Here is a 21,247-nt window from a genome sequence, read left to right as displayed (position 1 = left end):
GCCCGTGCATGTACCGCAAGACCTACCACGCCACCCATCCCGAATCGCTGGCTGCGGCCAGCAACGAACAGCTGCGCGACCGCTACCTGGTCCGCGACCTGTTCGCCGCCGACGAGGTCCGCCTCAACTACACCCACTACGAACGCATCGTGGTCGGCGGCGCTGCGCCGGTGAAGACCGCCCTGCCGCTGCCGGCGCAGACCGAGCCCGCTTCCGCGGCGGGCAAACCGTTCCTGGAGCGGCGCGAACTCGGCGTGGTCAACGTCGGCGAAGGCGAGGGCCGCGTCGTCGTCGATGGCACGACCTACACGCTGAAACCGCGCGATGGCCTGTACGTGGCGATGGGCAGCGCCGACGTGCGCTTCGAGTCGGCCGACGCCGCGGTGCCGGCGAAGTACTACCTGTTCTCGACGCCTGCCCACGCGCGCTACGAGACCAAGCACATCTCGATCGACCTGGCGGTGCCGCTGGAACGCGGCGCATTGGCAACCTCCAACGAGCGCACGATCTACCAGTACATCGTGCCGGCCACGTGCAAGTCCTGCCAGCTGCTGCTCGGCGTGACCATGCTCAAGCCCGGCAGCGTCTGGAACACGATGCCGCCGCACCTACACGATCGGCGTTCCGAGGTCTATTTCTACTTCGGCCTGGACGACAACCAGCGCGTGATGCATTTCATGGGCGAGCCCACCGACATGCGTCACCTGGTGATCGCCAATGACGAAGCCGTGTTGTCGCCGCCGTGGTCGATCCACATGGGTTCGGGCACCAGCAGCTACGGTTTCATCTGGGCGATGGGCGGCGAGAACCTGGACTACACCGACATGAACCAGCTGGACATCTGCCAGCTGCAATGACAGCGGCTCGATAGGAGCGAAGCGCATGGCCTCTCCGTTCGACCTTACCGGCAAGGTGGCGCTGGTTACCGGCGCCAACACCGGCCTCGGCCAGGGCATCGCCGTTGCGCTGGCCCAGGCCGGCGCCGACATCGCCGCGGTCGGGCGCAGCGTGCCGAGCGATACCGAAGCGCAGGTGCTGGCGCTCGGCCGCCGCTGCGCGTGGATCGAAGCCACGCTGGACGACACCTCATCGATTCTGGGGATCGTCGAATCGGCGACCGCCCACTTTGGTCGCATCGACATCCTCGTCAACAACGCCGGCACCATCCGCCGCAACGACGCACTTGATTTCACCGAAGACGATTGGGATGCGGTGATCGACGTCAACCTCAAGAGCGCCTTCTTCCTCTCGCAAGCAGTGGCGCGCACGTGGGTCGCCGCGCAGCGCGGCGGCAAGATCGTCAACATTGCTTCGATGCTCTCGTTCCAGGGCGGCATCCGCGTCGCTTCATACACGGCGAGCAAGTCGGGCCTGCTCGGCATCACCCGCTTGCTCGCCAACGAATGGGCGGGCAAGGGCATCAACGTCAACGCGATCGCGCCGGGTTACTTCGCCACCAACAACACCGAAGCACTGCGCAACGACGCGACACGCAACAAGGCGATCCTGGAACGCATTCCAGCGGGGCGTTGGGGCGGACCCTCCGACCTGGGCGGCGCTGCGGTGTTCCTGTGCAGCGCAGCTTCCGACTACGTCCACGGCGCGGTATTGCCGGTCGATGGCGGCTGGCTGGCGCGCTGATCAATCCGCAAGCGGAGGTGTCCATGGATCCACGACAGATCTTCCTCGCGATCGCCGCCACGGCATCGCTGCTTGTCGCAGGTGACGTCTCTGCCCAATCCGCACCGAGCGCGACACGCAGCGATTCGTACGTGCAGAACGAGCGCGGGATCGCCACCGAACAGCCTGGCCCGCACGAAGGCCTCGGCACGACGACGGCCTATCCTTTCTTCGAGCAGGCCAAGGACTTCGAGCTCATCTTCCGCAAGCGCGCGCTGCATCCCGGCGCGACCATCGGCGCCCACGTCAACGACAAGGACGAGATCTACTACGTGCTGTCGGGCAAAGGCGAGCTCACGCTGCAGGGCAAGACGCGTGAAGTCGGACCGGGAGACGCCGTCCTGACCCGCAACGGCGACAGCCACGCGTTGAAACAACTGGGTGCGGAAGACCTGGTGATCTTCATCGTCTATCGCAAGCAGGCCGTGCGGCGCTGAGAGCGGGCTGGTCGCGAGTACGTGGAAGCGGAAACAGTCCGCAGGCAGGACGGTCCGTGCAATGGCACCGGATCGTCACAAGGGAATTGGCGCGCCTGGAGGGATTCGAACCCCCGACCAATGGCTTCGGAAGCCACTACTCTATCCGGCTGAGCTACAGGCGCACTCGGCCGCATAGCTTAACGGATGGGCGCCCGCCGCGTACTGGCGCGGCTCGATCGCGGTGGGGGGCTGGGTCTGTTCGGTCTCGCGTGCGAGTAGCGAGCCAGCACGCGCCGGTCCTGCCAAGGACGCAAGTTAGCCGGTAGCGAAGTCGTCCGCGGCGTGCTTAGGCCCGCCCGAGGATTGCGCCAGCCAGCGCGCGAACGCATCCGGGGGCATCGCCTCACCGAAATGGTAGCCCTGCACCACGTCACAACCACGCTGCAGGAGAGCCAGGAAGGTCGCCTCGTCCTCGACGCCCTCGGCGACTACTGACAGTCCAAAGCGGTGCGCGAGGTCGATGATCAGCGCAGTGATGTCGGCGCACGCAGGGTCGTCGAGCAGGCCACAGACGAATGAGCGGTCGATCTTCAGTTCGTCGGCGGGGATGTCCTTGAAGTAGGCGAGGCACGAATAGCCTGTGCCGAAGTCGTCGATCGAGATCTTGACGCCGAGATCGCGGATCCGGGAAAGGATGGCGAAGCTGTGCTTGGGGTCGGCCACCAGCGAGCGTTCGGTAATCTCCAACGTCAGCTGGATGCTGTCGCGTCCCCACAGATGCAGCGCGTTCTCGACCAGGTCGGGCAGGTCGTGGCGTGCGACCAGATTGGCCGGCACGTTCACCGCCACCGACAACGGTCCGCCACGCCATTCGCTGGCGTGGCGCAATGCGGTGTTCATCGCCCACATGGTCATGGCCCGAATCTGCCCGGTCTGCTCGGCGATCGGGATGAACAGGTTGGGTGAGACCAGACCACGCGTGCGGTGGTGCCAGCGCATCAGCGCCTCGGCGCCGACCGGCTGCCGGTCCGACGCGCGCAACTTGGGCTGGTAGTGCAGGGTGATCTCGCCACGTTCCACCGCGCCAGCCAGCTCGATTTCCAGATCCCAGAACTCGGACAGGCCGGTATCTTGCTCGTTGTCCGGCGCGAACATGCTGTGCTGCCCGATCGCTCGCGCGGCTTCAATGCTCATCTCGGCCTGGCGCAGCAGGTAGTCCGCCTGCGAGGCGTGCATCGGGCACAGCGCCGCGCCGACGGTGACCGGCAGCTTGAGCCGGGTCGCGCCGGCCTCGAACGGCAGGTCGAGTAGACGGAACAATTTCTGCACCGCCAGCTCGACATGTCCCTTGTTCATCACTCGTGTGAGCACCAGCGCGAATCGGTTGTCGCCGATGCGGGCGACGTAGTCCTGCTTACGCGCCACTTCCCTCACTTGATTCGCCAGATGAACCAGCACACGGTCGCCGAAGTCGAAACCATGGGTCGCGTTGATCCGTGCAAAGCCGTCGATGTCGATCACCGCAAGGCCAAGGTTGGTCTGGTGGTCGTTCGCCAATCCGATGTGCCGGCGCAGCAGCGACATGAAGCTCCGGCGGTTGTGCAGGCCGGTCAGGGCGTCTTCGGCCGTAGTCATCGCCGGGGCCTGTTAACGCCTATGGAGTGGGTCGCGCCGGGCCTGAGGGCGTGCGAGGCAGGGAAGAGCGAGGACGCGTATGTCGATACGCAACCGAGCGATGACGCGGCATCGCACGGCGTCAGGCCCGGCCCTTCGGGTTGCTTCTCAATGGCCGCCATGCGGCGCCGCACCGCTTGACCTTGCAGGCAGCAAGGCGCAGCGCGACGCAGCACCACCTGACGACCATTGAGAAGCAACGCGACCCATTCCATAGGCGTTAACAGGCCCTAGTCCAGGAACAGCTCGGACGGATCGATGCCGAAGGCGCCCGGCGCGAGTCCGCACTTGACGGTCAGCGGTTGGCCGCCCTGCTCGGTTTCTTCGCCCAGGTCGATCTCCTTGAAGCGCGCCAAGGGCGCTTTGTTCTCATCCAGTAGCAACATCACCCGCGGCCGCAGCCGCTTCAGGCTGTGTACTTCCGTCACCACACCGACCTGACCGGAGGACAGTTCCACCAGCGAGCCGGTCGGATAGATGCCGCACGCCTGGATGAACTGTTCCACCAGTTCAGGCTGGAACAATGAACCGCGCTGCTGGTACAGCTCCGCCACTGCCTCGTGCGGCGAGCGGCTGCGCGCATAGGGGCGGATGCAGGTCATCGCGTCGTAGCTATCCACCAACCCCATGATCCGCCCGAAGATCGGGATGTCGTTGCCCTTCAGGCCCGAGGGGTAACCACTGCCGTCATGGCGCTCGTGGTGGGTCGCGACGATCTCGATGATCTCCGGCGGCAGGTCCGGGTTGTTCTCGACGAGCGCCAGACCATGCTGGACATGGCGGCGCACCAGTTCCGCTTCGTCCGCTGCCAGCGGCCCTTGCTTGGCCAGCAGGTCCAGCGGCAGCCGGGTCATGCCGATGTCGCAGAGCAGGCCACCCAATGCCAGGTTGCGAATCTCGTATCTCTCCAGGCCCAGGTGCCGCCCGAAACTGGCCGACCAGATCCCGCAACCCATCGCATGCTGGTACGTGTAATTGTCGCGGCGCTTCAACTCCTTCAGCCATGCGAACGCCGTCGGGTTGCGCAGGATCGAGTCGATCATCGCATCGACGCCGTCCTTGAGCTTGCCGAGGTCCAGCCGGAGCCCTAGTCGCAGGTCGTCCATGACCTCCTCGACACAGGCGGCAAGCGAGGCGTTTGCGGTGTGGGCCAAGCGCAGTTCGGTTTCGAGGTCCGTCTCGACATTCCAACGGGTCCTGCGAAGCGCCTGGAAATCTTCCTGTGCGCGCGCCACGCGCACCACCTCCGGCTCATCGAGCGCGAGGTAGCGCAGATCGGGCGCGCGGCCGGCGGTGACGTCCACCCAGACATGGCTGCAACTGCGCAGCAGCCTGAAAACTTCCTCGTCGGAGGTGATCATCATTCCCTGGATCGGGAAGCGCGTGTCCAGCCAAGGCCGGTCGAGCCGGCTGACGAACATGCCAAGGCCGACGCCTTGGACACTGATCCTGACTTCCCTGGTGTCGATGTCCATGCAGAACCGTCCCCCTGCGAGACGCGGGCCTAGCCTAGACTGGTTGCCGCAGTGGGCATAGTGCATGGCAGGCAGTAGCGATGATGGCATGGGAGACAATGCCCGCCCGGCAGATCCTGAGATTCGCAGTGGCCTTCATCCGATGACCTACGAACGCGATTACGCCCCGATCTCACCGCCCGTCCCGCGCTGGCGCGAGCGCCTCACGCAGTACTGGCTGCTGATCCGCGGCGATCGCCCGATCGGCTGGCTACTGCTGCTCTGGCCCACCTGGTGGGGGCTGTGGCTGGCGGCGGAGGGCAGGCCGCCGTGGTGGCCGCTCCTGGTGTTCAGCGCCGGGGTTTGGCTGACCCGTTCGGCCGGCTGCGTGATCAACGATTACGCCGATCGCTGGTTGGATCCGCAGGTAGAGCGCACCAAGGCCCGGCCGTTGGCGACGGGGGCAGTTTCCGGACGCGAGGCGCTGCTGCTGTTCGCGGCACTGATGCTGGTGGCGTTCGCGCTGGTGCTGACGCTCAACCGCCTCACCATCTACATGAGCCTCGTCGGCGTGCTGCTTGCCGCCAGCTATCCCTACCTCAAGCGTTACACCTATCTGCCGCAGGTCTATCTCGGCCTCGCGTTCGGCTGGGGCATTCCGATGGCATTCGCGGCGCTCCGGGGCGAAGTCCCGCCGATCGCGTGGGTGCTGTATGCGGCCAACATCCTGTGGGCGACCGCGTACGACACCTGGTACGCGATGGTCGATCGCGACGACGACCTGCGTGCCGGTGCCAAGTCGACCGCGATCCTGTTCGGCGAGATGGACCTGGTCGCCCAGGGCGTCCTGTACGCCCTGTTCTTCGCGGCGCTGGCCCTGGTCGGGCAACGCGCCGGGCTCGGCGTCTACTACTGGAGCGCACTGGGGTTGGCCGCGGTCCTGGTCGCCTATGAATTCGTCATCGCCCGTTATCGCGAGCGCGATGCCTGTTTCCGTGCGTTCCTGCACAACCACTGGGTCGGGGCGACGGTGTTCGCCGGGATCGCATTGGACTACGCCTTGCGCGCCAAGCCCTGAACTGGCCTACTCGCCCGACCCGGCTGGGGAGCCGGGCCAACACAACTCCAGGGGAGCATCCATGAAGTCATTCGGCGGTTTGCTGTTCATCTTCGGCGTCGGCTCGTTTGTCCTGAACCTGCTCGGCATGGAATTCAAGCTGTTGGGCTGGATCGACAACTGGGGCGCAACCACGGGCATCGCGATCCGCGTTGGCCTGATCGTGGTCGGCGCCGCGCTGTGGTTGATCGGCCGCAAGCAGGAAGCGTCGCAGCCAGCAGCCTGAGGCCCGTGATTTCCACAACGGCCCGCCCCATCCAGGGGTGGGCCGTTGCGTTTCCGGGATGACCTTCCGCACGGGCGCGCCCACGATCGTCGGCGCAGGCTGCCGGGCATCCCGCCTGCGAGGTGCTGCGCCATGTCCGCCTTCCGCCCGATCAGCGTCGCGTTTGCACTGGCCCTGCCGTTGCTCGCGAGTGCGGCGGAACCCCCGACGCGCGAACATCTCGCGCCCGCCGGCTGGGAAGATTCGTATCACGCGTACCACTACACGCCGGTGGTGAAAGTCGGCGACATGGTGATCGTGTCCGGCATCCCCGCCATGCGCGGCGACACTTACGAGGCCAAGATCCGCTGGATGTTCGAGCAGCTGAAGGCGCACCTGCAAAGTGCCGACGCCACGTTGGCCGATGTGGTCGAGCTGACCACCTTTCATGCCGGGCCTAAGGACACTGCGGCGTTTCGCGCGGAGTTCGAGCAGTTCTCGAAGATCCACCACGAATATTTCCCCGATCACTACCCCGCGTGGACCGCGGTCGGTACCACTGCGCTGCTGGCGGAACGCGCACCCGTAGAGATGCGCGTCGTGGCGATGATCGGTTCGGGCAAGGCACCGAAAGCCGATATCCCGAAGCCCACGCCCGCCGCGGTGCATTGACCGCAACGGGCTTGGGGAAACCTGCTTAACCGGCGTGGGCGGGTTTCCGCTGCGGAGTGTATTGCGCAGTCTGCAGCAGCCACTTGCCGTCGATGCGGCGGAAATGGAATGCAAGGCGCATCGCGACTTCGCGTTCCGTTTCGCCGGTCTTGATCCTGATAGTGTCGAGCGCGATCACTGTCGCGTGGTCGCCGTCGATGCGGACATTCGTGTCGCTCGCCAATGACGACAGCGGCACCATGCCGCCGGCGGTCGCCTTGGCCTTGGCGTCCGCGCTGTAGAAGGACAGCACTTCGGCGCGATCGTCGACATCGCCGATCGGCGAAATTTCCAGGTAATCGGGCGCGAGCAACGCATCCAGCGTCGGCTGGTCGAACGTGCGCTGCGCATCGAGCACGGCCTGGGTGGCGTCGTGCAGCTGCTGTTCGGTTGCGGTGTCGGTAGCGTGGGCCTGACTGCTGCCGGCCATCAGCGCCAATGCCAGGAGTGCGGCGGGGAATACTTTCATCGTGCCGTCCTTTCGCGGGGGAGGCGTCACGATGGCGGTATGCAGCGCGCGCAGCCACTGCCGTAAGTCCCAGGCACGAGTGGCCAGCCATCACGGTACCCGCGCGCAAACCCACGCGTCGACGCGCGCAACCCCGGCGCGGCGCAAGGCCTGCGCCGCGGCATGCAACGTGGCGCCCGTGGTCATCACGTCATCGATCAGCACTACGTGCGCGGGCAATGGTTGATGGCCGCGGACAGCAAACGCATTTCGCAGGTTGCGGCGACGCGCGACGGCATCGAGTTCGGACTGCGCCGCGGTAGGGCGCATCCGCAGCAGCAGGTCCTCCAGCAGCGGTAGTTGCAGCGCGCGTGCGAGTGGTTTCGCCAGCTCCAGCGCCTGGTCGTAGCCACGCTGGCGCAATCGCGCGCGATGCAGGGGAATCGGGACCAGTGCATCGGGACGCGGCAATGCGACGCAGGTCTCGGCCATCAATTGCGCCAGCAGGCGGCCAGCGGCGAGGTCGTGGTGGAACTTGAAACGCGGCAGGAGCCGGTCGAGCGGCGGGGCGTAGACGCATGTGGCGTGGACCATCGCCAGCCGTGGCGGCCGCTGCAGGCAGGTCCCGCAGGCCAGGGCCGGTGCGGGCAGCGGGATCGCGCAACGGGGGCAGGCGCACCGGTTCCACGGCAACGCCCGTGCGCAAGCCGGACACAGGTCCAGGGCATCATCGCCGCATTCCCCGCAGGCCAGGCAGCGGCTGGGCCATAGCAGGCGGGCGGCATCGTTGCGCAGCCAGAACCAGAAGCGGGCACGGGCCTTGTCAACTTCGACGGGGCAGGTTTGGTTGACAGGCGCGGACATGCTTTCCAGACTGCCCGACCTGCCCATGCGTGTCCGTCGGGGAAGTCCCATGCCTGCCGTCAGCCAACACCTCGCCTTGCGCCACGACTGGAGCCGCGAGGAAGTCCTCGCCCTGTTCGCGCTGCCGTTCCCCGAGCTGCTGCACCGGGCCGCCAGCGTGCACCGCCAGCATTTCGATCCGGCCGAAGTCCAGGTCAGCACCCTGCTGTCGGTGAAGACCGGCGGTTGCCCCGAGGACTGCGGCTACTGCCCGCAGGCCGCGCGTTACCACACCGGCGTCGACGCGACCAAGCTGATGTCGACCGAAGCCGTGGTCGAGAAGGCGAAGCAGGCCAAGGCCGCAGGCGCCTCGCGCTTCTGCATGGGCGCGGCCTGGCGTTCGCCCAAGGATCGCGACATCCCGAAAGTAGCGGCGATGATCCAGGAAGTGAAGGCGTTGGGTCTCGAGACCTGCGCCACGCTCGGGATGCTGTCCGGCGACCAGGCCAAGGCGCTGAAGTCCGCCGGCCTCGACTACTACAACCACAACCTCGACACCGCACCGGAGTTCTACGGCGAGATCATCCATACCCGCGAATTCCAGGACCGCCTCGACACCCTCGCCCACGTCCGCGACGTCGGCATGAAGACCTGCTGCGGCGGCATCGTCGGCATGGGCGAGTCGCGCGAGCAGCGCGCCGGCCTGCTGCAGACGCTGGCCAACCTGCCGGCGCACCCGGACTCGGTGCCGATCAATCGCCTAGTCCAGGTCGAAGGCACCCCGCTGGCGGGTACTGCCGAGCTCGACCCCTTTGAATTCGTGCGCACTATCGCAATCGCGCGCCTGCTGATGCCGCAATCTATGGTCCGACTGTCGGCCGGCCGCGAGACCATGAGCGACGAACTGCAGGCGCTGTGCTTCGCCGCCGGTGCCAATTCGATTTTCTACGGCGAAAAGCTGTTGACCACCGGCAATCCGGATGTCGCGCGCGACCAAGCGCTGTTCGCGCGCCTCGGCCTGCGGCCGATGCCGGCCTCGATAGGCGATGGCGAAGTCGAGCCCGCCGACGCGTGCAGCACCACCGTGCATGCCGCGATCACGGTGGAAGCGGCGTAAGCGATGTCGCGACCGCGCCTGCACGAGCGCGTCGCCGCGCTGCGCGAACAACGCGCGGCCCAGGTGCGCACGCGGCTGCGGCGCACGGTCACGCGCCGCGACGGCGTGCGTTTCGAAGTCGACGGCCACTGGTTGACCGGCTTCTGCGGCAACGACTACCTCGGCCTCGCGCAACAGTTCGCGGTGGTCAATGCCTTGCAGGACACGGCCTCGCGCGATGGCGCGGGCGGCATCGCCTCGCACCTGGTCTGCGGCCACCACGCCGTGCACGAAGCGCTGGAACGCGAACTCGCCGAGTGGCTGCAGGCACCGCGCGCGCTGCTGTTCGGCAGCGGTTATCTCGCCAACCTGGCGGTCGTGCAGGCGCTGCTCAGCGACGATGAAGACGTATGCGTGCAGGACCGGCTCAACCACGCCAGCCTGATCGATGCCGCGCGCCTCGCCGGGTGCCGGCTGCGCCGGTATCCGCATGCCGATCCGGAAGGCGCGCTGCGGCAGTTGCGAGGGGTCCCCGACGGGGCGGCGATGCTGGTCACCGACGGCGTCTTCAGCATGGACGGCGACGTCGCGCCGCTGCGCGAGCTCGCCCTGGTTTCGCGCGTGCAGCACGCGACGCTCTACGTCGACGACGCGCATGGCGTCGGTGTGCTCGGCCCGGATGGCCGCGGCAGCGTCGCCGCCGCGCGCCTCGATTTCGCCGCAGTGCCGTTGCAGCTGGTCACGCTGGGCAAGGCCCTAGGCAGCTACGGGGCGGCGGTAGTGGGCGATGCGTCGCTGATCGACCACCTCGCCGAGACCGCGCGTCCCTACATCTACACCACCGCCCTGCCGCCGGCGCAGGCCGCGGCGTCATTGGCGGCGGTGAAGCTGGCACGCAAGGACCAGTGGCGCCGCGACAAGCTGGAGACCCTGGTCGGACGTTTCCGCAACGGCGCGCAGCAGCGCGGGTTCGAACTGCTGCCCTCCGACACGCCGATCCAGCCGTTGATCTGCGGCGAAGACGCGCGTGCGCTGTCACTGGCGGCGGCGCTGGAAGCGCAAGGGTTCTGGGTCGCCGCGATCCGCCCGCCGACCGTGCCCGAGGGCCGCGCGCGGTTGCGCATCACCTTGTCGGCACTGCACACCCCGGCTGAAGTCGATGCCCTGGTCGATGCCCTGGCGTGGGCGCGCGACGCGGTCGAACAAGGCTACGGCGCAGTGGCATGACCAAGCTGCACGTCGAGGTGGCAGGCTCCGGCCCGCCACTGGTCCTGCTGCACGGCTGGGCGATGCATGGCGGCGTATTCGCGCCTTTGGTCGAACGTTTGCGCGATCGTTACACGCTGCATGTGGTCGATCTGCCTGGGCATGGGCTCAGTCGCGAGTGCGGCGTTCCCTTGCAACTCGACGCGTGCGTCGATGCGGTCGTCGCAGCGGTGCCGCGTGCGCCGTGGTGCGGCTGGTCGCTGGGGGGACTGGTGGCCCTGCATGCGGCGGCGATGCGACCGCAACAGGTGCCGCAGTTGGCGATGCTCTGCGCGAGTCCGCGTTTCGTGCGTGGCGATGACTGGAAGTTTGGTGTCTCCGCGGAAATCTTCCGCGACTTCGCCAGCGGCTTGCGCAGCGACTATCGCGGCACGCTGGATCGCTTCGTCGCGCTGGAGGCATTCGGCTCGGACAACGCGCGCGACGAAATCCGTGCGATGCGCGAGAGCCTGTTCGCGCGTGGCGAACCGACCGCGCAAGTGCTGGCCGATGGCCTGGACCTGCTCGAGACCACCGACCTGCGCGCAGTGTTGCCGACGCTACCGGTGCCCAGTCTGTGGCTGGCCGGGCGTCGTGATCGCCTGGTCGACCCGCGGGCGATGCGCGATGCGGCTGCGCTCGCGCCTAATGCAGAAGTGCATGTGATCGAGCATGCCGGGCATGCGCCGTTCTTGACCCATGCCGATGCGGTCGCGATGCGGTTCGATGCGTTCCTCGCGCAGGTCGCGGCATGAGCCGCGTCTTCGACACGCAGCAGGTGCGTCGCGCGTTCTCGCGTTCGGCGGCGCATTACGACGACGCGGCGAAATTGCAGCATGAAGTCGAAGCCCGCCTGCTGGAGTCGCTCGATTACCTGGATGATCCCGCGTTGGCCCGCGAACCGCCGCAAGTCGTGCTCGACCTCGGCTGTGGCCCCGGCCGTGCCAGCGCGGCGATGCGCAAGCGCTGGCCGCGGGCGCGCGTGGTCGCAATCGATCTTGCACTGCCGATGTTGCGCGAAGCCGGCAAGCGCAGCGGTGGTTGGCGGCACGCGCTGCAGAAACCCATCGATCGCATCTGCGCGGATGTGCGCGCGCTGCCGCTCGCGGAAAGCAGCGTCGACGTGCTGTTCTCCAGCCTGTGCCTGCAGTGGGTCGAGGACCTGCCGGCGGCGTTCGCCGGTTTCCGCCGTGCGCTCAAGCCCGGCGGCCTGCTACTGGTGTCGACGTTCGGTCCGGACACGCTGATCGAACTGCGCAGCGCGTTCGCGCAGGCCGACAGCGTGCCGCACGTCAGTCCGTTCGCATCGATCGCGCAATTCGGCGACGCGCTGGTGCACGCCGGTTTCCGCAATCCGGTGCTGGACCGCGACGAATTCATCAGCACCTATCCCGACCTGCCGGCGCTGATGCGCGAGTTGCGCGCGATCGGCGCGACCAACGCGCTCGCGTCGCGCCGGCACACGCTGACCGGCAGGGCCCGTTTCGCCGCCGCCGCCGCGGCTTACGAACACGAACGTCGCAGCGATGGCGGTTTGCCGGCGACCTGGGAAACCATCACCGCGATGGCGTGGGCGCCCGAACCCGGTGCGCCGATCCGCGAAGGCGACTTCGAAGTGACGTCGGTACCGTTGTCGCGGATTCCGATCCGTCGCCGTACCTAAACCGGTGGGCGCCAAGCGCACTCGACGCTACAACGGCGGCGATTCGACCGTGAACATCATCCGTTCACGATAAGGGGTTCCCAATGCGGTCGCGCGATAACCAAGCGCCGCGATCCGTGCCTGCAGTTGCGGCCACTGCGACTGCTTGCAGATCCACACCACGCCCGGCTCGTGTTCGGCCAGCTCTTCTTCCAGCAGCTCGTCGTAGCTCGGGTTGAACGGCGGTTGTGGCAGCGGCGTGAGCGCGATCTTCTCGATCTCGGCCTGCAAGTGCAGGCGCAGGCCGTAGCGCGCCATGTCCTCGACGAACACGACTTCGTGCACCGGCCATGGCGCGCGGGCGCGGATCGCGGCGGCCCAGCCGGCGGCATTCTTGTGCGTCGGCCATAGCACGCTGCCCAACTTCAGTGCCAGCAGCAGCGCGCCCCACGCGATGAACCACGGCCAACGCGGCAAGGCACGGCCTTCGCCCTGACGTTGTCTCGCGACCAGCACCGCCAGCGGCAGGAACAGCGGCAGGATGTACAGCGGCATGCGCGAACGTGCGAGGCAGAACACGAGTAGCGGCAGCAACACCGACAGCGCCAGCAACAGCACGCCGCTCTCGGCGCCGCGCGTATCGCGGTCGCGCCATCCCTGCACGGCAGCCGGCAATCCGCGCACCCAACGCCATAGCGTTGGGGTCCATGGCACCGTGCCGAGCAGCAGCGTCGGCGCGTAGATCTGCAGCCAGCCGTACCACTCGCCGTGACGGCCGAATTCATTGGTGGTGACGCGATTCACCACTTCGTCGCCGACGAAATATTTGAACAACCCGGGATGGCCATGGATCACCGCGGCATACCAGGGCAACGCCAGCAGCACGAACAAAACGATGCCCGACAGCTGCAGCACGCGATGCCGCTGCGGCCCCGGCATCAGGTGATCGAACAACAGGATCACCAGCAGTGGCAACAGTCCCGGCGGGCCCTTGGTGATGAAGGCAAGCGCGAAACCGGCCCACATCAACGCGATCCACGCCCGCGGATGCTGCGATGGTCCGAACCGCGCCTCGACGAATGCCCACAACGCCACGCCCTGGCATGCAGCGAGCACGTAGTCGGTAGTAATCAGCTGCGAAGCACCGAAGGGAAGCAGCATCGTCGCGTAGGCCAGCGCCGCGGTCGCCTCCGCACCCGGAGCCAAACGCCGGCCGATGTGCCAGGCCAGCCACCCGCACAACAGGTATGACAGCGCGATCGGCAAGCGCGCTGCCCAGGCATTCTTGCCGAACACCGCGCTGCTGGCGGCGATCGTCCAGTAGGTCAGCGGCGGTTTGGTCCAGTGGCCGACTTCATCGTTGCGACGCGGATTGAGCCAGTCGCCGCTGTCGAGCATGTTCAGCGCGACGTTGGTGTAGCGGCCTTCGTCCGGATCCCAGATGCCGCGGCTGCCGAGGAAGGCGAACGCGAGCACCAACGCAAGGGCTGCAATCCACAACGCAGTCACACGCGATGCTCGCGACATGCACTACCCCGGCGACAGGATGCGCGAGTTTACCCACTCGCCCGCCGCGTGCCGTTAAAACTCCGCCGTGCGATCAGCTAATCGCGACCTGCGCGATCAGCTCCTGCAGGTTGGCGTATTCGCTGACCCGGCGCAGTTGGCCGGCATGGATGTTGAAGAAAGCGCCGGCGTGCAGCGTGTAACGCTGTCCGCGCGCGGGTGGCAGGCCGGCATCATCCCGCACGTATGCGCCCTGCACGGTGAATTCGGCGGCGGCACGGGTGCCGTCCGGCGATACCATCACGACGATGCTCTGCAGTTGCTCGCGATAACTCGTCGCGCGGTGTTGCAGGTATTTGGCAAAAGCTTCGCGACCGAGTTCGCGCGGGCCTTGGTTGCGGTCGTGGATGACATCGTCGCTGAGCAGCGCGAGCATGCCGTTCCAGTCGCCGCGATTGAAGGCGGCATACCAGCTGAGCACCAGCTCGGTGGCGCGGTCGTTGCGGCGGCTGCCGTCGATTTTCATGCCGGTTCCTTGGCGAACAGTTGCGGCAGCGCATCGAGGTCGACATTGCCGCCGGACAGGATCACGCCGATGCGCTGGCCGGCGAAACGTTCGCGATGCTTCAACAGTGCCGCCAGCACTGTCGCCGAGGAGGGTTCGACCAACTGCTTGGTGCGGGTCCACAACAGCCGCATCGCCGCGATGGTCTCGGCATCGTCGACGGTCAGTACTTCGACGCCATGCGTGCGCAGCAAGGTGAAGTTCGGCGCCCCCAGGGTGCCGCGCAAACCATCGCAGATCGTATCCGGCTGGGAGCCGCTGATGCGTTCGCCCCGCTGCAACGAAGCAAACGTATCCGCGCCTACCGCAGGCTCGGCGGCGAACACGCGACACGCCGGCGCGAGCGCTGCCGCCGCCAACGCGGTGCCCGATGCGAGCCCGCCACCGCCGACCGGCACGATCAGCGCGTCGAGCGGGTGGTAGGCATGCGTACCGCAGTGGTTGAGCAGTTCCATCGCCGCCGTACCCTGGCCAGCGATCACCATCGGATCGGTATAGGGGTGCACCAGCACCGCGCCGGTCGCGTGTTGCACCTCGGTGCATCTGGCTTCGCGTGCGGCCAGGCCGGGCGCGCAGAGGTGCAGGGTGGCGCCGTAGGCTTCGATCGCGGCGAGCTTGCTGGCAATCGTGTTGTCCGGTGCCACGACATGGCAGGCGATGCCGCGGGTTTTCGCAGCGAGCGCCAGTGCGCCGCCATGGTTGCCGGAGGAATGGGTCACTACGCCGCGCGCAGCTTCGACGTCGCTCAGCGCCCACACCGCATTGCAGGCGCCGCGGAACTTGAACGCACCGATCCGCTGCAAATGCTCGCATTTGAAATGTAGTTCCGCCCCGACCATCGCATCGAGCGTGCGCGAGCGCAGCACGGGCGTGACATGGGCATGCGGTGCGATCCGCGCGGCAGCTGCGAGGACATCGGCGTAGGTGGGCAGCGTCATCGGGGTTCCGTCCATGTCGCGATGCTAACGGAACCGGCGCTGGAGACGTTCAGGTAGTTGTCGCCTGGAACCGGCAGGATTAAGCACGGATTCAAAGCCGCAGGCTGAAGCTGCCGGTATCCGAGCCAGGCACCACCAGCATCAGGAACAGGGGAAACAACATGATCCGCAAATTGATCCTGCCGGCGGTCGCGATCGCCTTGCTGGGCGGCTGCGTCACCGGCTACAGCTATCGCCAGGGCAGTGGCGATTACTACTACGGAGCGCCGGCGGTCGAATACCGCTATTACCCAAGTTATCCCTACGGGGCCTACGGCTATTACGGCCCGTACCGTTATGCCGATCCATACAGCTATTGGTATCGCGGGTATCCCTACGGTTACCGCGGCGGTTACGGCTACCCGTATGGCTATCCATATTCCCATTACTACTACCGTCGCCCGGTGCGGCACGCTGACCCCACCCCTGACGACAGCACCTCGCCCTGGCGGCGGTTGGACGAACTGCGGCGGCGCCAACAGGGAGGCGGCCGCTACGTGCCGCCACCGGATGTCGACCCTGTTGATCGCGCCCCGGACGACGACGGCTCGGCCAGGCACAGGGTGGACCAGGGACGGCGACGCCAGCAGGAAGGCGGCATCATGCCCCCGCGTCAGGTCGGCGATGACACCCCACCCGTGCGCCGAGTGGACGAAACACGCCGCCGCCAGCCGGACAGCATCGCGCCACCGCCAGCATCGCCGCGGCGCCAGGACACGCCTGCTGCGCAAACGCCCCGCAGTCAGCCTGGCGAGGGCAGGGTCAGGCGCGGACAGGAACGTGCGCCCAGTCGCGAAGATGGGCAGTAAGACTTGCGCCGCGGCGGCGACCGTCGCAAGCTTGGCCCCGTGTGACCGGATGCGTCGGTTTGCGACGCACTCCGCGGCAAGTTTTCCATGTCGACGCCCGTCGGGAATTTAGGATCCCCCCTGTTCCGCTTCCCGCCGGGCGTCGGCGCCCTTCCCGGACCCCCTGCCCAAACGCATCGGACGCCATGGCGTAGCCGTCGACAGCGGCCAACGCCGGACGATTCGATTTCGCAGGCAAAAAAAGGGGTCGAACGTCCCCCGACATTCGACCCCTGGCATCCCCGGCGTGCGCTTGGCCAGCCCCTGTTCCACTCCGGCCGGCGCCCATGGCGCCTGCCACGTCGGGTGCAAGGGTACTAACGCAGGAAGCGTGCCAACTTTCACTCCGTCTTCACATTCCGGCTCCGAAGCCGGCCCGAGGCGCTTAAAATTCGCCCCAATCGACCTGGCCCCAACAGGTCCGCCACAGCCATGACCGATTCCTTCTACCGCTATGACGTGATCGTGATCGGCGGCGGCCACGCCGGCACCGAGGCGGCGCTGGCGGCCGCGCGCGCGGGTGCGCGCACGCTGCTGCTCACCCACAACGTCGAGACGGTCGGTGCGATGAGCTGCAATCCGGCCATCGGCGGCATCGGCAAGGGTCATCTGGTCAAGGAGATCGATGCGCTCGGTGGTGCGATGGCGAAAGCGGCCGACGCCGCCGGCATCCAGTGGCGCACCTTGAATGCATCGAAAGGCCCGGCCGTGCGTGCCACCCGCTGCCAGGCCGATCGCGCGCTGTATCGCGCGGCGATCCGGCACCTGGTCGAGGCGCAGCCGAACCTCACGCTGTTCCAGGCCGCCGTCGACGACCTCCTGATTCAAAACAACGCGGGCGAGGGCGACGCCGTCCGTGGCGCCATCACCCAGACCGGCCTGCGCTTCGAAGCGCCCGCGGTCGTGCTCACCGCCGGCACCTTCCTCGCCGGCAAGATCCACATCGGCGAAACCCAGTACACCGCTGGCCGCATGGGCGATCCGCCCGCGACCACGCTTGCGGCGCGCCTGCGCGAGCGTCCGTTCGTGGTGGACCGCCTGAAGACCGGCACGCCGCCGCGTATCGACGGCCGCACGCTCGATTATTCCGTGATGGAAGAACAACCCGGTGACGATCCGCGCCCGGTGATGTCCTTCATGGGGTCGCGCGACGATCATCCACGCCAGGTGTCGTGCTGGATCACGCACACCTCGGAACGCACGCACGAGATCATCCGCGGCGCGCTCGATCGTTCGCCCTTGTACACCGGGCAGATCGAAGGCATCGGTCCGCGCTATTGCCCGTCGATCGAGGACAAGGTCGTACGTTTCGCCGAGAAGGCCTCGCACCAGATCTTCGTCGAGCCAGAAGGTCTCGATGTGGTCGAGATCTATCCGAACGGCATCTCGACGTCGTTGCCGTTCGATGTGCAGCTGGACCTCGTGCGCAGCATCCGCGGCTTCGAACGCGCGCACATCACCCGCGCCGGCTACGCCATCGAGTACGACTTCTTCGATCCGCGTGGCTTGAAATCCTCGCTGGAAACCAAGGCAGTGAACGGCCTGTTCTTCGCCGGCCAGATCAACGGCACTACTGGTTACGAAGAAGCCGCGGCGCAGGGCCTGCTTGCCGGCGTCAACGCCGCGCGTTTCGTGCAGGACAAAGTGGCTTGGTCGCCGCGTCGCGACGAGGCCTACCTTGGCGTGCTGGTCGACGACCTGATCACCCACGGCACCAACGAGCCCTACCGCATGTTCACCTCGCGCGCCGAATACCGGCTGCAGTTGCGCGAGGACAATGCCGACCTGCGCCTGACCGAAACCGGTCGCGAACTCGGCCTGGTCGATGACGCGCGCTGGGCAACCTTCGCAACCAAGCGCGAAGCGATTACGCGCGAGCAAGCGCGCTTGAGCGGGACCTGGGCATCGCCGAACAACGCGCTCGGCCGCGAGCTCGAAGCGACGCTCGGCATCACGCTCACCCGCGAAACCACCGCGCTCGATCTGATCAAGCGTCCGGAACTCGACTACGCACGGCTGATGACGCTACCGTCGCTAAGCCCCGCCGTTGATGATGCGAAGGTGGCCGAGCAGGTCGAGATCGGCGTGAAATATTCCGGCTACCTCGATCGCCAGCGCGACGAGATCGCGCGCCAGCAGCGCCACGAGACCACTGACATTCCGGCGGGGTTCGACTACGCGCAGGTGCGCGGGTTGTCGGCAGAAGTCCAGCAGAAGCTCACGCGCGTGCAGCCGGAAACGATCGGCCAGGCGCAGCGGATTCCCGGCATGACCCCGGCGGCGATTTCGCTGCTGCTGGTGCACCTGACCCGCGCGCGGCGCAATCGAGTCGCCTGAGGTTTGTGATACCGAGCCGTCCGGCACTACGAAGCACCGTTACGCCAGCTTTCTCCAACCGCGCTACGCTAGCCGCATGAAAACGACGCTGACGATCGCAATTTTGTTCGGCGCATTGCTGGCGACCGGTTGCGGTCGCGACGCCGCGCCCGTTGTCGAAGCCACCAGCACGCAGGTGCAGGGCCTGAAGATCGCGCCGTGGCCGTTGCCCGCGCAGGAGGCTGCGGGACAACCGGATCTGGTGGTCGCACCCGATGGCCGCCTGCTGCTGAGCTGGATCCGTCGCATCGGCGGCCGCCACGCACTGCAATACGCCGCTTATGCCGGCGCCGGGCGTTGGGAATCGGCGCCGAAGACGATTGCGGTCGGCACCACCATGGTGGCCAACTGGGCCGACACGCCGCACATCGCGATGACGGATGACGGCGCACTGTGGGCGCACTGGTTGCAATCGTCGGGCACAGGCCACGCCGGCGATGTGTGGCTGACGACCTCGCGCGACGACGGCATGCATTGGGCGCCGCCGGTACGCGTCAACGACGACAATACGGCCACCGAGCATGGCTTCGTGTCGTTGTGGCCGTTGCGCCAGGACACGCTCGGCATCGCCTGGCTGGACGGCCGCAACATGGCGACGACGACGCACGCCGATGACGCGCATGCCAAAGGCGAGCACGACACTGGCGCGATGACCCTGCGCAGCGCCGGTTTCGATGCCTACCTGCGACGCAGTGACGAAGGCGAACTCGACGCGATGACGTGCGAGTGCTGTGGGACCGACATCGCCATGACCGGACGCGGCGCGTTGCTGGTGTACCGCGATCGCAGCCCCGACGACATCCGCGACATCTACATCGCACGCCACGACGGTTCGCGCTGGAACACGCCCAAGGCCGTGCATGCCGATGGCTGGAAAATGGGGGGTTGCCCGCTCAACGGCCCTGCCGTCGACGCACGCGGGGACGCAGCGATCGTCGCCTGGTACACCGCCGCCGGTGACGCGCCCACGCTCAAGCTCGCGCGCAGCGCCGATGCAGGCGATACGTTCGCCGCACCAGTCTCGCTCGACACCGGCGCACCAGTGCAGGGCCGCGTCGATGTCGCGCTCGATGCCGACGCGGCGTGGGTGGTGTGGCTGCGCGAGGACGGCGGCGGGCAAGTGTTGCAACTCGCCCGCTATGCGCCCGATCTTTCGCGCGAGCTGCAACGCGTCGTCGTCGCCAAGCTGCAAGGCCGGGGCCGCGCCACCGGTTTTCCACAACTGGTACTGCGCAACGGTACGGCGTATGTCGTCTGGACCGATTTGATCGACGGCGGGCCGCAACTGCGCGGCGTCACCATCACGCCTTAACCACGACGGATTCCGATACTGGACCGACGCCCGCATGGCGCGGCGGCCCCGACCTATATCTTCGAAAAGGAGCTTCGATGAGACCCACATCCGTGGATTCGTTTCGCCAATTGCACGCCCATGGCCTGCTGCTGCTCGCCAACGCCTGGGACGCTGGTAGCGCACGACTGATCGAAAGCCTGGGCGCGCAGGCCGTCGCCACCACCAGTGCCGGCGTCGCCTGGTCGCACGGCTATCCTGATAGCTGCGTATTGCCAGTGCCCCTGCTGCTGGCGACGGTGGCGGACATCGCCCGCGTCATCCGCATTCCGCTCACGGTGGATATCGAGGACGGTTATTCGCGCGACCCTGCCAGCGTCGGCGAAACCGTCGTCCAACTCGCCGCACTGGGCGTGGCCGGGATCAACCTCGAAGACGGCACCGAGGCACCGGACCTGCTCTGCGCCAAGATCGAACACATCAAGCTCGCCTGCGCCCGCAACGGCCTCGACGTCTTTGTCAATGCGCGCACCGACGTCTATCTGCGCGGGCTCGTCCCCGCCGGGGAGCGCACGGATGAAACCCTGCTGCGCGCCGAGCGCTACCGCGCCGCTGGCGCCGACGGCATCTTCGTCCCGGGCCTGCGTGATCGTGCCAACATCCGCGCGATCGCGTCGGCCCTGTCGCTGCCACTCAACGTACTCGCGCTACCGGACGTGCCGCCGGCCATGGAACTCGCCGCGCTCGGCGTGCGCCGCCTCAGTGCGGGCTCCGGCATCGCCCAGAGTGCATTCGCGCGTACCGCCGCATTGGCGACGGCATTTCTACGCGATGGCAGTTCCGATCCGCTGGCTACGGATGCGATGGGCTACGGCGACATCAATGCACTGATGCCCGCGCGTTGAATGCTCGAATCAAGTGGCCCCCGAGGCCCCGGTGAACTTGGCAACCGCCAGCACCGTCGCAATGAGGAGCAGCAACGGGCCGATCCATTTGAGGTGCTTGCCGAATCGCGCTCGCCACTTCTCCTCGGCGATGGGATCCTTGCTCACGCGCAGGTAACCGAAGCCCGTTGCCGTGGCCCAGGCTCCTGCGAAAAACATGATGATCTCGTCGATATAGGCAGCAAGCATCAGACACCTCTGTGTTT

Annotated in this window: 21 protein-coding genes, 1 tRNA gene and 1 pseudogene; 14 read left to right on the top strand and 9 right to left on the bottom strand. The window is 66.8% G+C overall.

The window, feature by feature from the left end:
• Positions 1-8: 8 nt before the first annotated feature.
• The 3 genes from kduI to MO486_RS08340 are packed head-to-tail and all read left to right on the top strand — an operon-like array spanning position 9 to position 2,117.
• Positions 9-857 carry a 5-dehydro-4-deoxy-D-glucuronate isomerase gene (kduI, locus tag MO486_RS08350; RefSeq protein WP_242906159.1) on the top strand — a complete coding sequence of 283 codons (849 nt, stop codon included), beginning with the start codon at positions 9-11 and terminating at the stop codon, positions 855-857.
• Between the two features lie 25 nt (positions 858-882).
• Complete coding sequence (kduD, locus tag MO486_RS08345) at positions 883-1,641, top strand: 2-dehydro-3-deoxy-D-gluconate 5-dehydrogenase KduD (RefSeq protein ID WP_242906158.1); 759 nt, start codon at positions 883-885, stop codon at positions 1,639-1,641.
• A 23-nt stretch (positions 1,642-1,664) separates the two neighbouring features.
• On the top strand, positions 1,665-2,117 hold the full coding sequence (locus tag MO486_RS08340; protein WP_242906154.1) for a cupin domain-containing protein: 453 nt from the start codon (positions 1,665-1,667) through the stop codon (positions 2,115-2,117).
• An 87-nt stretch (positions 2,118-2,204) separates the two neighbouring features.
• Here the strand turns inward: MO486_RS08340 and MO486_RS08335 are convergent.
• From MO486_RS08335 to MO486_RS08325, 3 genes are all read right to left on the bottom strand, one after another.
• Positions 2,205-2,281 (bottom strand) — tRNA-Arg (locus tag MO486_RS08335).
• A 133-nt stretch (positions 2,282-2,414) separates the two neighbouring features.
• On the bottom strand, positions 2,415-3,734 hold the full coding sequence (locus MO486_RS08330; RefSeq protein ID WP_242906152.1) for a bifunctional diguanylate cyclase/phosphodiesterase: 1,320 nt from the start codon (positions 3,732-3,734) through the stop codon (positions 2,415-2,417).
• Between the two features lie 269 nt (positions 3,735-4,003).
• Positions 4,004-5,248 carry an HD-GYP domain-containing protein gene (locus tag MO486_RS08325; RefSeq protein ID WP_242906150.1) on the bottom strand — a complete coding sequence of 415 codons (1,245 nt, stop codon included), beginning with the start codon at positions 5,246-5,248 and terminating at the stop codon, positions 4,004-4,006.
• A gap of 142 nt (positions 5,249-5,390) precedes the next feature.
• Here MO486_RS08325 and ubiA point away from each other — a divergent pair, with 142 nt between their 5' ends.
• The 3 genes from ubiA to MO486_RS08310 all read left to right on the top strand — a co-directional run bounded on the left by ubiA (position 5,391) and on the right by MO486_RS08310 (position 7,221).
• Entirely contained in the window at positions 5,391-6,305 is a 915-nt protein-coding gene (gene ubiA / locus MO486_RS08320; RefSeq protein ID WP_242906147.1) for a 4-hydroxybenzoate octaprenyltransferase, read from the top strand.
• 61 nt (positions 6,306-6,366) lie between these two features.
• Positions 6,367-6,570: a hypothetical protein gene (locus MO486_RS08315; RefSeq protein ID WP_242906139.1), complete on the top strand. Its 204-nt coding sequence runs from the start codon at positions 6,367-6,369 to the stop codon at positions 6,568-6,570.
• A gap of 132 nt (positions 6,571-6,702) precedes the next feature.
• On the top strand, positions 6,703-7,221 hold the full coding sequence (locus MO486_RS08310) for a Rid family hydrolase (RefSeq protein ID WP_242906128.1): 519 nt from the start codon (positions 6,703-6,705) through the stop codon (positions 7,219-7,221).
• 25 nt (positions 7,222-7,246) lie between these two features.
• Here the strand turns inward: MO486_RS08310 and MO486_RS08305 are convergent, their stop codons facing one another.
• Together MO486_RS08305 and MO486_RS08300 are read right to left on the bottom strand one after the other, a co-directional pair.
• Positions 7,247-7,729: a nuclear transport factor 2 family protein gene (locus tag MO486_RS08305; RefSeq protein WP_242906120.1), complete on the bottom strand. Its 483-nt coding sequence runs from the start codon at positions 7,727-7,729 to the stop codon at positions 7,247-7,249.
• Between the two features lie 90 nt (positions 7,730-7,819).
• Entirely contained in the window at positions 7,820-8,572 is a 753-nt protein-coding gene (locus MO486_RS08300) for a ComF family protein (RefSeq protein ID WP_242906119.1), read from the bottom strand.
• A gap of 49 nt (positions 8,573-8,621) precedes the next feature.
• On the opposite strand from MO486_RS08300, the pseudogene bioB reads away from it, so the two are divergent.
• The 4 genes and pseudogenes from bioB to bioC all read left to right on the top strand — a co-directional run.
• A pseudogene (bioB, locus tag MO486_RS08295) lies at positions 8,622-9,581 on the top strand (biotin synthase BioB); the annotation flags it as partial.
• 90 nt (positions 9,582-9,671) lie between these two features.
• The gene (gene bioF, locus MO486_RS08290) at positions 9,672-10,874 is read left to right on the top strand and encodes an 8-amino-7-oxononanoate synthase (RefSeq protein ID WP_242906117.1); all 1,203 of its coding nucleotides are present in this window, start codon (positions 9,672-9,674) and stop codon (positions 10,872-10,874) included.
• 5 nt (positions 10,875-10,879) lie between these two features.
• Entirely contained in the window at positions 10,880-11,647 is a 768-nt protein-coding gene (gene bioH / locus MO486_RS08285) for a pimeloyl-ACP methyl ester esterase BioH (RefSeq protein ID WP_242906696.1), read from the top strand.
• A complete protein-coding gene (gene bioC / locus MO486_RS08280; protein WP_242906115.1) occupies positions 11,644-12,555 on the top strand; it encodes a malonyl-ACP O-methyltransferase BioC in 912 nt (303 codons plus the stop codon). The genes bioH and bioC overlap by 4 nt, the downstream gene beginning before the upstream one ends.
• Positions 12,556-12,582: 27 nt before the next feature.
• Here bioC and MO486_RS08275 read toward each other — a convergent pair whose 3' ends face one another.
• The 3 genes from MO486_RS08275 to MO486_RS08265 form a co-directional block, all read right to left on the bottom strand.
• Positions 12,583-14,061 (bottom strand): glycosyltransferase family 39 protein, encoded by a 1,479-nt coding sequence (locus MO486_RS08275; protein ID WP_242906113.1) that lies wholly within the window; start codon positions 14,059-14,061, stop codon positions 12,583-12,585.
• Between the two features lie 73 nt (positions 14,062-14,134).
• Positions 14,135-14,566: a ketosteroid isomerase-related protein gene (locus tag MO486_RS08270; protein WP_242906111.1), complete on the bottom strand. Its 432-nt coding sequence runs from the start codon at positions 14,564-14,566 to the stop codon at positions 14,135-14,137.
• Entirely contained in the window at positions 14,563-15,558 is a 996-nt protein-coding gene (locus tag MO486_RS08265) for a pyridoxal-phosphate dependent enzyme (protein WP_242906109.1), read from the bottom strand. The genes MO486_RS08270 and MO486_RS08265 overlap by 4 nt, the downstream gene beginning before the upstream one ends.
• 146 nt (positions 15,559-15,704) lie before the next feature.
• Here MO486_RS08265 and MO486_RS08260 point away from each other — a divergent pair, with 146 nt between their 5' ends.
• The 4 genes from MO486_RS08260 (at position 15,705) to MO486_RS08245 (ending at position 21,002) form a co-directional block, all read left to right on the top strand.
• A complete protein-coding gene (locus tag MO486_RS08260; protein WP_242906107.1) occupies positions 15,705-16,391 on the top strand; it encodes a hypothetical protein in 687 nt (228 codons plus the stop codon).
• A gap of 471 nt (positions 16,392-16,862) precedes the next feature.
• Positions 16,863-18,767 (top strand): tRNA uridine-5-carboxymethylaminomethyl(34) synthesis enzyme MnmG, encoded by a 1,905-nt coding sequence (gene mnmG, locus MO486_RS08255; protein ID WP_242906105.1) that lies wholly within the window; start codon positions 16,863-16,865, stop codon positions 18,765-18,767.
• A 76-nt stretch (positions 18,768-18,843) separates the two neighbouring features.
• A complete protein-coding gene (locus tag MO486_RS08250) occupies positions 18,844-20,118 on the top strand; it encodes a hypothetical protein (RefSeq protein ID WP_242906104.1) in 1,275 nt (424 codons plus the stop codon).
• A 77-nt stretch (positions 20,119-20,195) separates the two neighbouring features.
• On the top strand, positions 20,196-21,002 hold the full coding sequence (locus MO486_RS08245) for an isocitrate lyase/phosphoenolpyruvate mutase family protein (protein ID WP_242906103.1): 807 nt from the start codon (positions 20,196-20,198) through the stop codon (positions 21,000-21,002).
• Positions 21,003-21,011: 9 nt separating this feature from the next.
• Here MO486_RS08245 and MO486_RS08240 read toward each other — a convergent pair whose 3' ends face one another.
• A complete protein-coding gene (locus MO486_RS08240) occupies positions 21,012-21,230 on the bottom strand; it encodes a hypothetical protein (RefSeq protein WP_242906102.1) in 219 nt (72 codons plus the stop codon).
• Positions 21,231-21,247: the final 17 nt, after the last annotated feature.

Origin of the sequence: Lysobacter sp. CFH 32150, assembly GCF_022758295.1 — a bacterium.
In the GTDB taxonomy this organism is placed as follows: domain Bacteria; phylum Pseudomonadota; class Gammaproteobacteria; order Xanthomonadales; family Xanthomonadaceae; genus CFH-32150.
This window is presented reverse-complemented; position numbering and strand designations above follow the sequence as displayed.

What these genes read in the sequence shown, in the direction of transcription:
- kduI (WP_242906159.1), top strand. Translation starts at nt 9, where the DNA reads ATGTACCGCAAGACCTACCACGCCACCCATCCCGAATCGCTGGCTGCG.
- kduD (WP_242906158.1), top strand. Translation starts at nt 883, where the DNA reads ATGGCCTCTCCGTTCGACCTTACCGGCAAGGTGGCGCTGGTTACCGGC.
- MO486_RS08340 (WP_242906154.1), top strand. Translation starts at nt 1,665, where the DNA reads ATGGATCCACGACAGATCTTCCTCGCGATCGCCGCCACGGCATCGCTG.
- MO486_RS08330 (WP_242906152.1), bottom strand. Translation starts at nt 3,734, where the DNA reads ATGACTACGGCCGAAGACGCCCTGACCGGCCTGCACAACCGCCGGAGC.
- MO486_RS08325 (WP_242906150.1), bottom strand. Translation starts at nt 5,248, where the DNA reads ATGGACATCGACACCAGGGAAGTCAGGATCAGTGTCCAAGGCGTCGGC.
- ubiA (WP_242906147.1), top strand. Translation starts at nt 5,391, where the DNA reads ATGACCTACGAACGCGATTACGCCCCGATCTCACCGCCCGTCCCGCGC.
- MO486_RS08315 (WP_242906139.1), top strand. Translation starts at nt 6,367, where the DNA reads ATGAAGTCATTCGGCGGTTTGCTGTTCATCTTCGGCGTCGGCTCGTTT.
- MO486_RS08310 (WP_242906128.1), top strand. Translation starts at nt 6,703, where the DNA reads ATGTCCGCCTTCCGCCCGATCAGCGTCGCGTTTGCACTGGCCCTGCCG.
- MO486_RS08305 (WP_242906120.1), bottom strand. Translation starts at nt 7,729, where the DNA reads ATGAAAGTATTCCCCGCCGCACTCCTGGCATTGGCGCTGATGGCCGGC.
- MO486_RS08300 (WP_242906119.1), bottom strand. Translation starts at nt 8,572, where the DNA reads ATGTCCGCGCCTGTCAACCAAACCTGCCCCGTCGAAGTTGACAAGGCC.
- bioF (WP_242906117.1), top strand. Translation starts at nt 9,672, where the DNA reads ATGTCGCGACCGCGCCTGCACGAGCGCGTCGCCGCGCTGCGCGAACAA.
- bioC (WP_242906115.1), top strand. Translation starts at nt 11,644, where the DNA reads ATGAGCCGCGTCTTCGACACGCAGCAGGTGCGTCGCGCGTTCTCGCGT.
- MO486_RS08275 (WP_242906113.1), bottom strand. Translation starts at nt 14,061, where the DNA reads ATGTCGCGAGCATCGCGTGTGACTGCGTTGTGGATTGCAGCCCTTGCG.
- MO486_RS08270 (WP_242906111.1), bottom strand. Translation starts at nt 14,566, where the DNA reads ATGAAAATCGACGGCAGCCGCCGCAACGACCGCGCCACCGAGCTGGTG.
- MO486_RS08265 (WP_242906109.1), bottom strand. Translation starts at nt 15,558, where the DNA reads ATGGACGGAACCCCGATGACGCTGCCCACCTACGCCGATGTCCTCGCA.
- MO486_RS08260 (WP_242906107.1), top strand. Translation starts at nt 15,705, where the DNA reads ATGATCCGCAAATTGATCCTGCCGGCGGTCGCGATCGCCTTGCTGGGC.
- mnmG (WP_242906105.1), top strand. Translation starts at nt 16,863, where the DNA reads ATGACCGATTCCTTCTACCGCTATGACGTGATCGTGATCGGCGGCGGC.
- MO486_RS08250 (WP_242906104.1), top strand. Translation starts at nt 18,844, where the DNA reads ATGAAAACGACGCTGACGATCGCAATTTTGTTCGGCGCATTGCTGGCG.
- MO486_RS08245 (WP_242906103.1), top strand. Translation starts at nt 20,196, where the DNA reads ATGAGACCCACATCCGTGGATTCGTTTCGCCAATTGCACGCCCATGGC.
- MO486_RS08240 (WP_242906102.1), bottom strand. Translation starts at nt 21,230, where the DNA reads ATGCTTGCTGCCTATATCGACGAGATCATCATGTTTTTCGCAGGAGCC.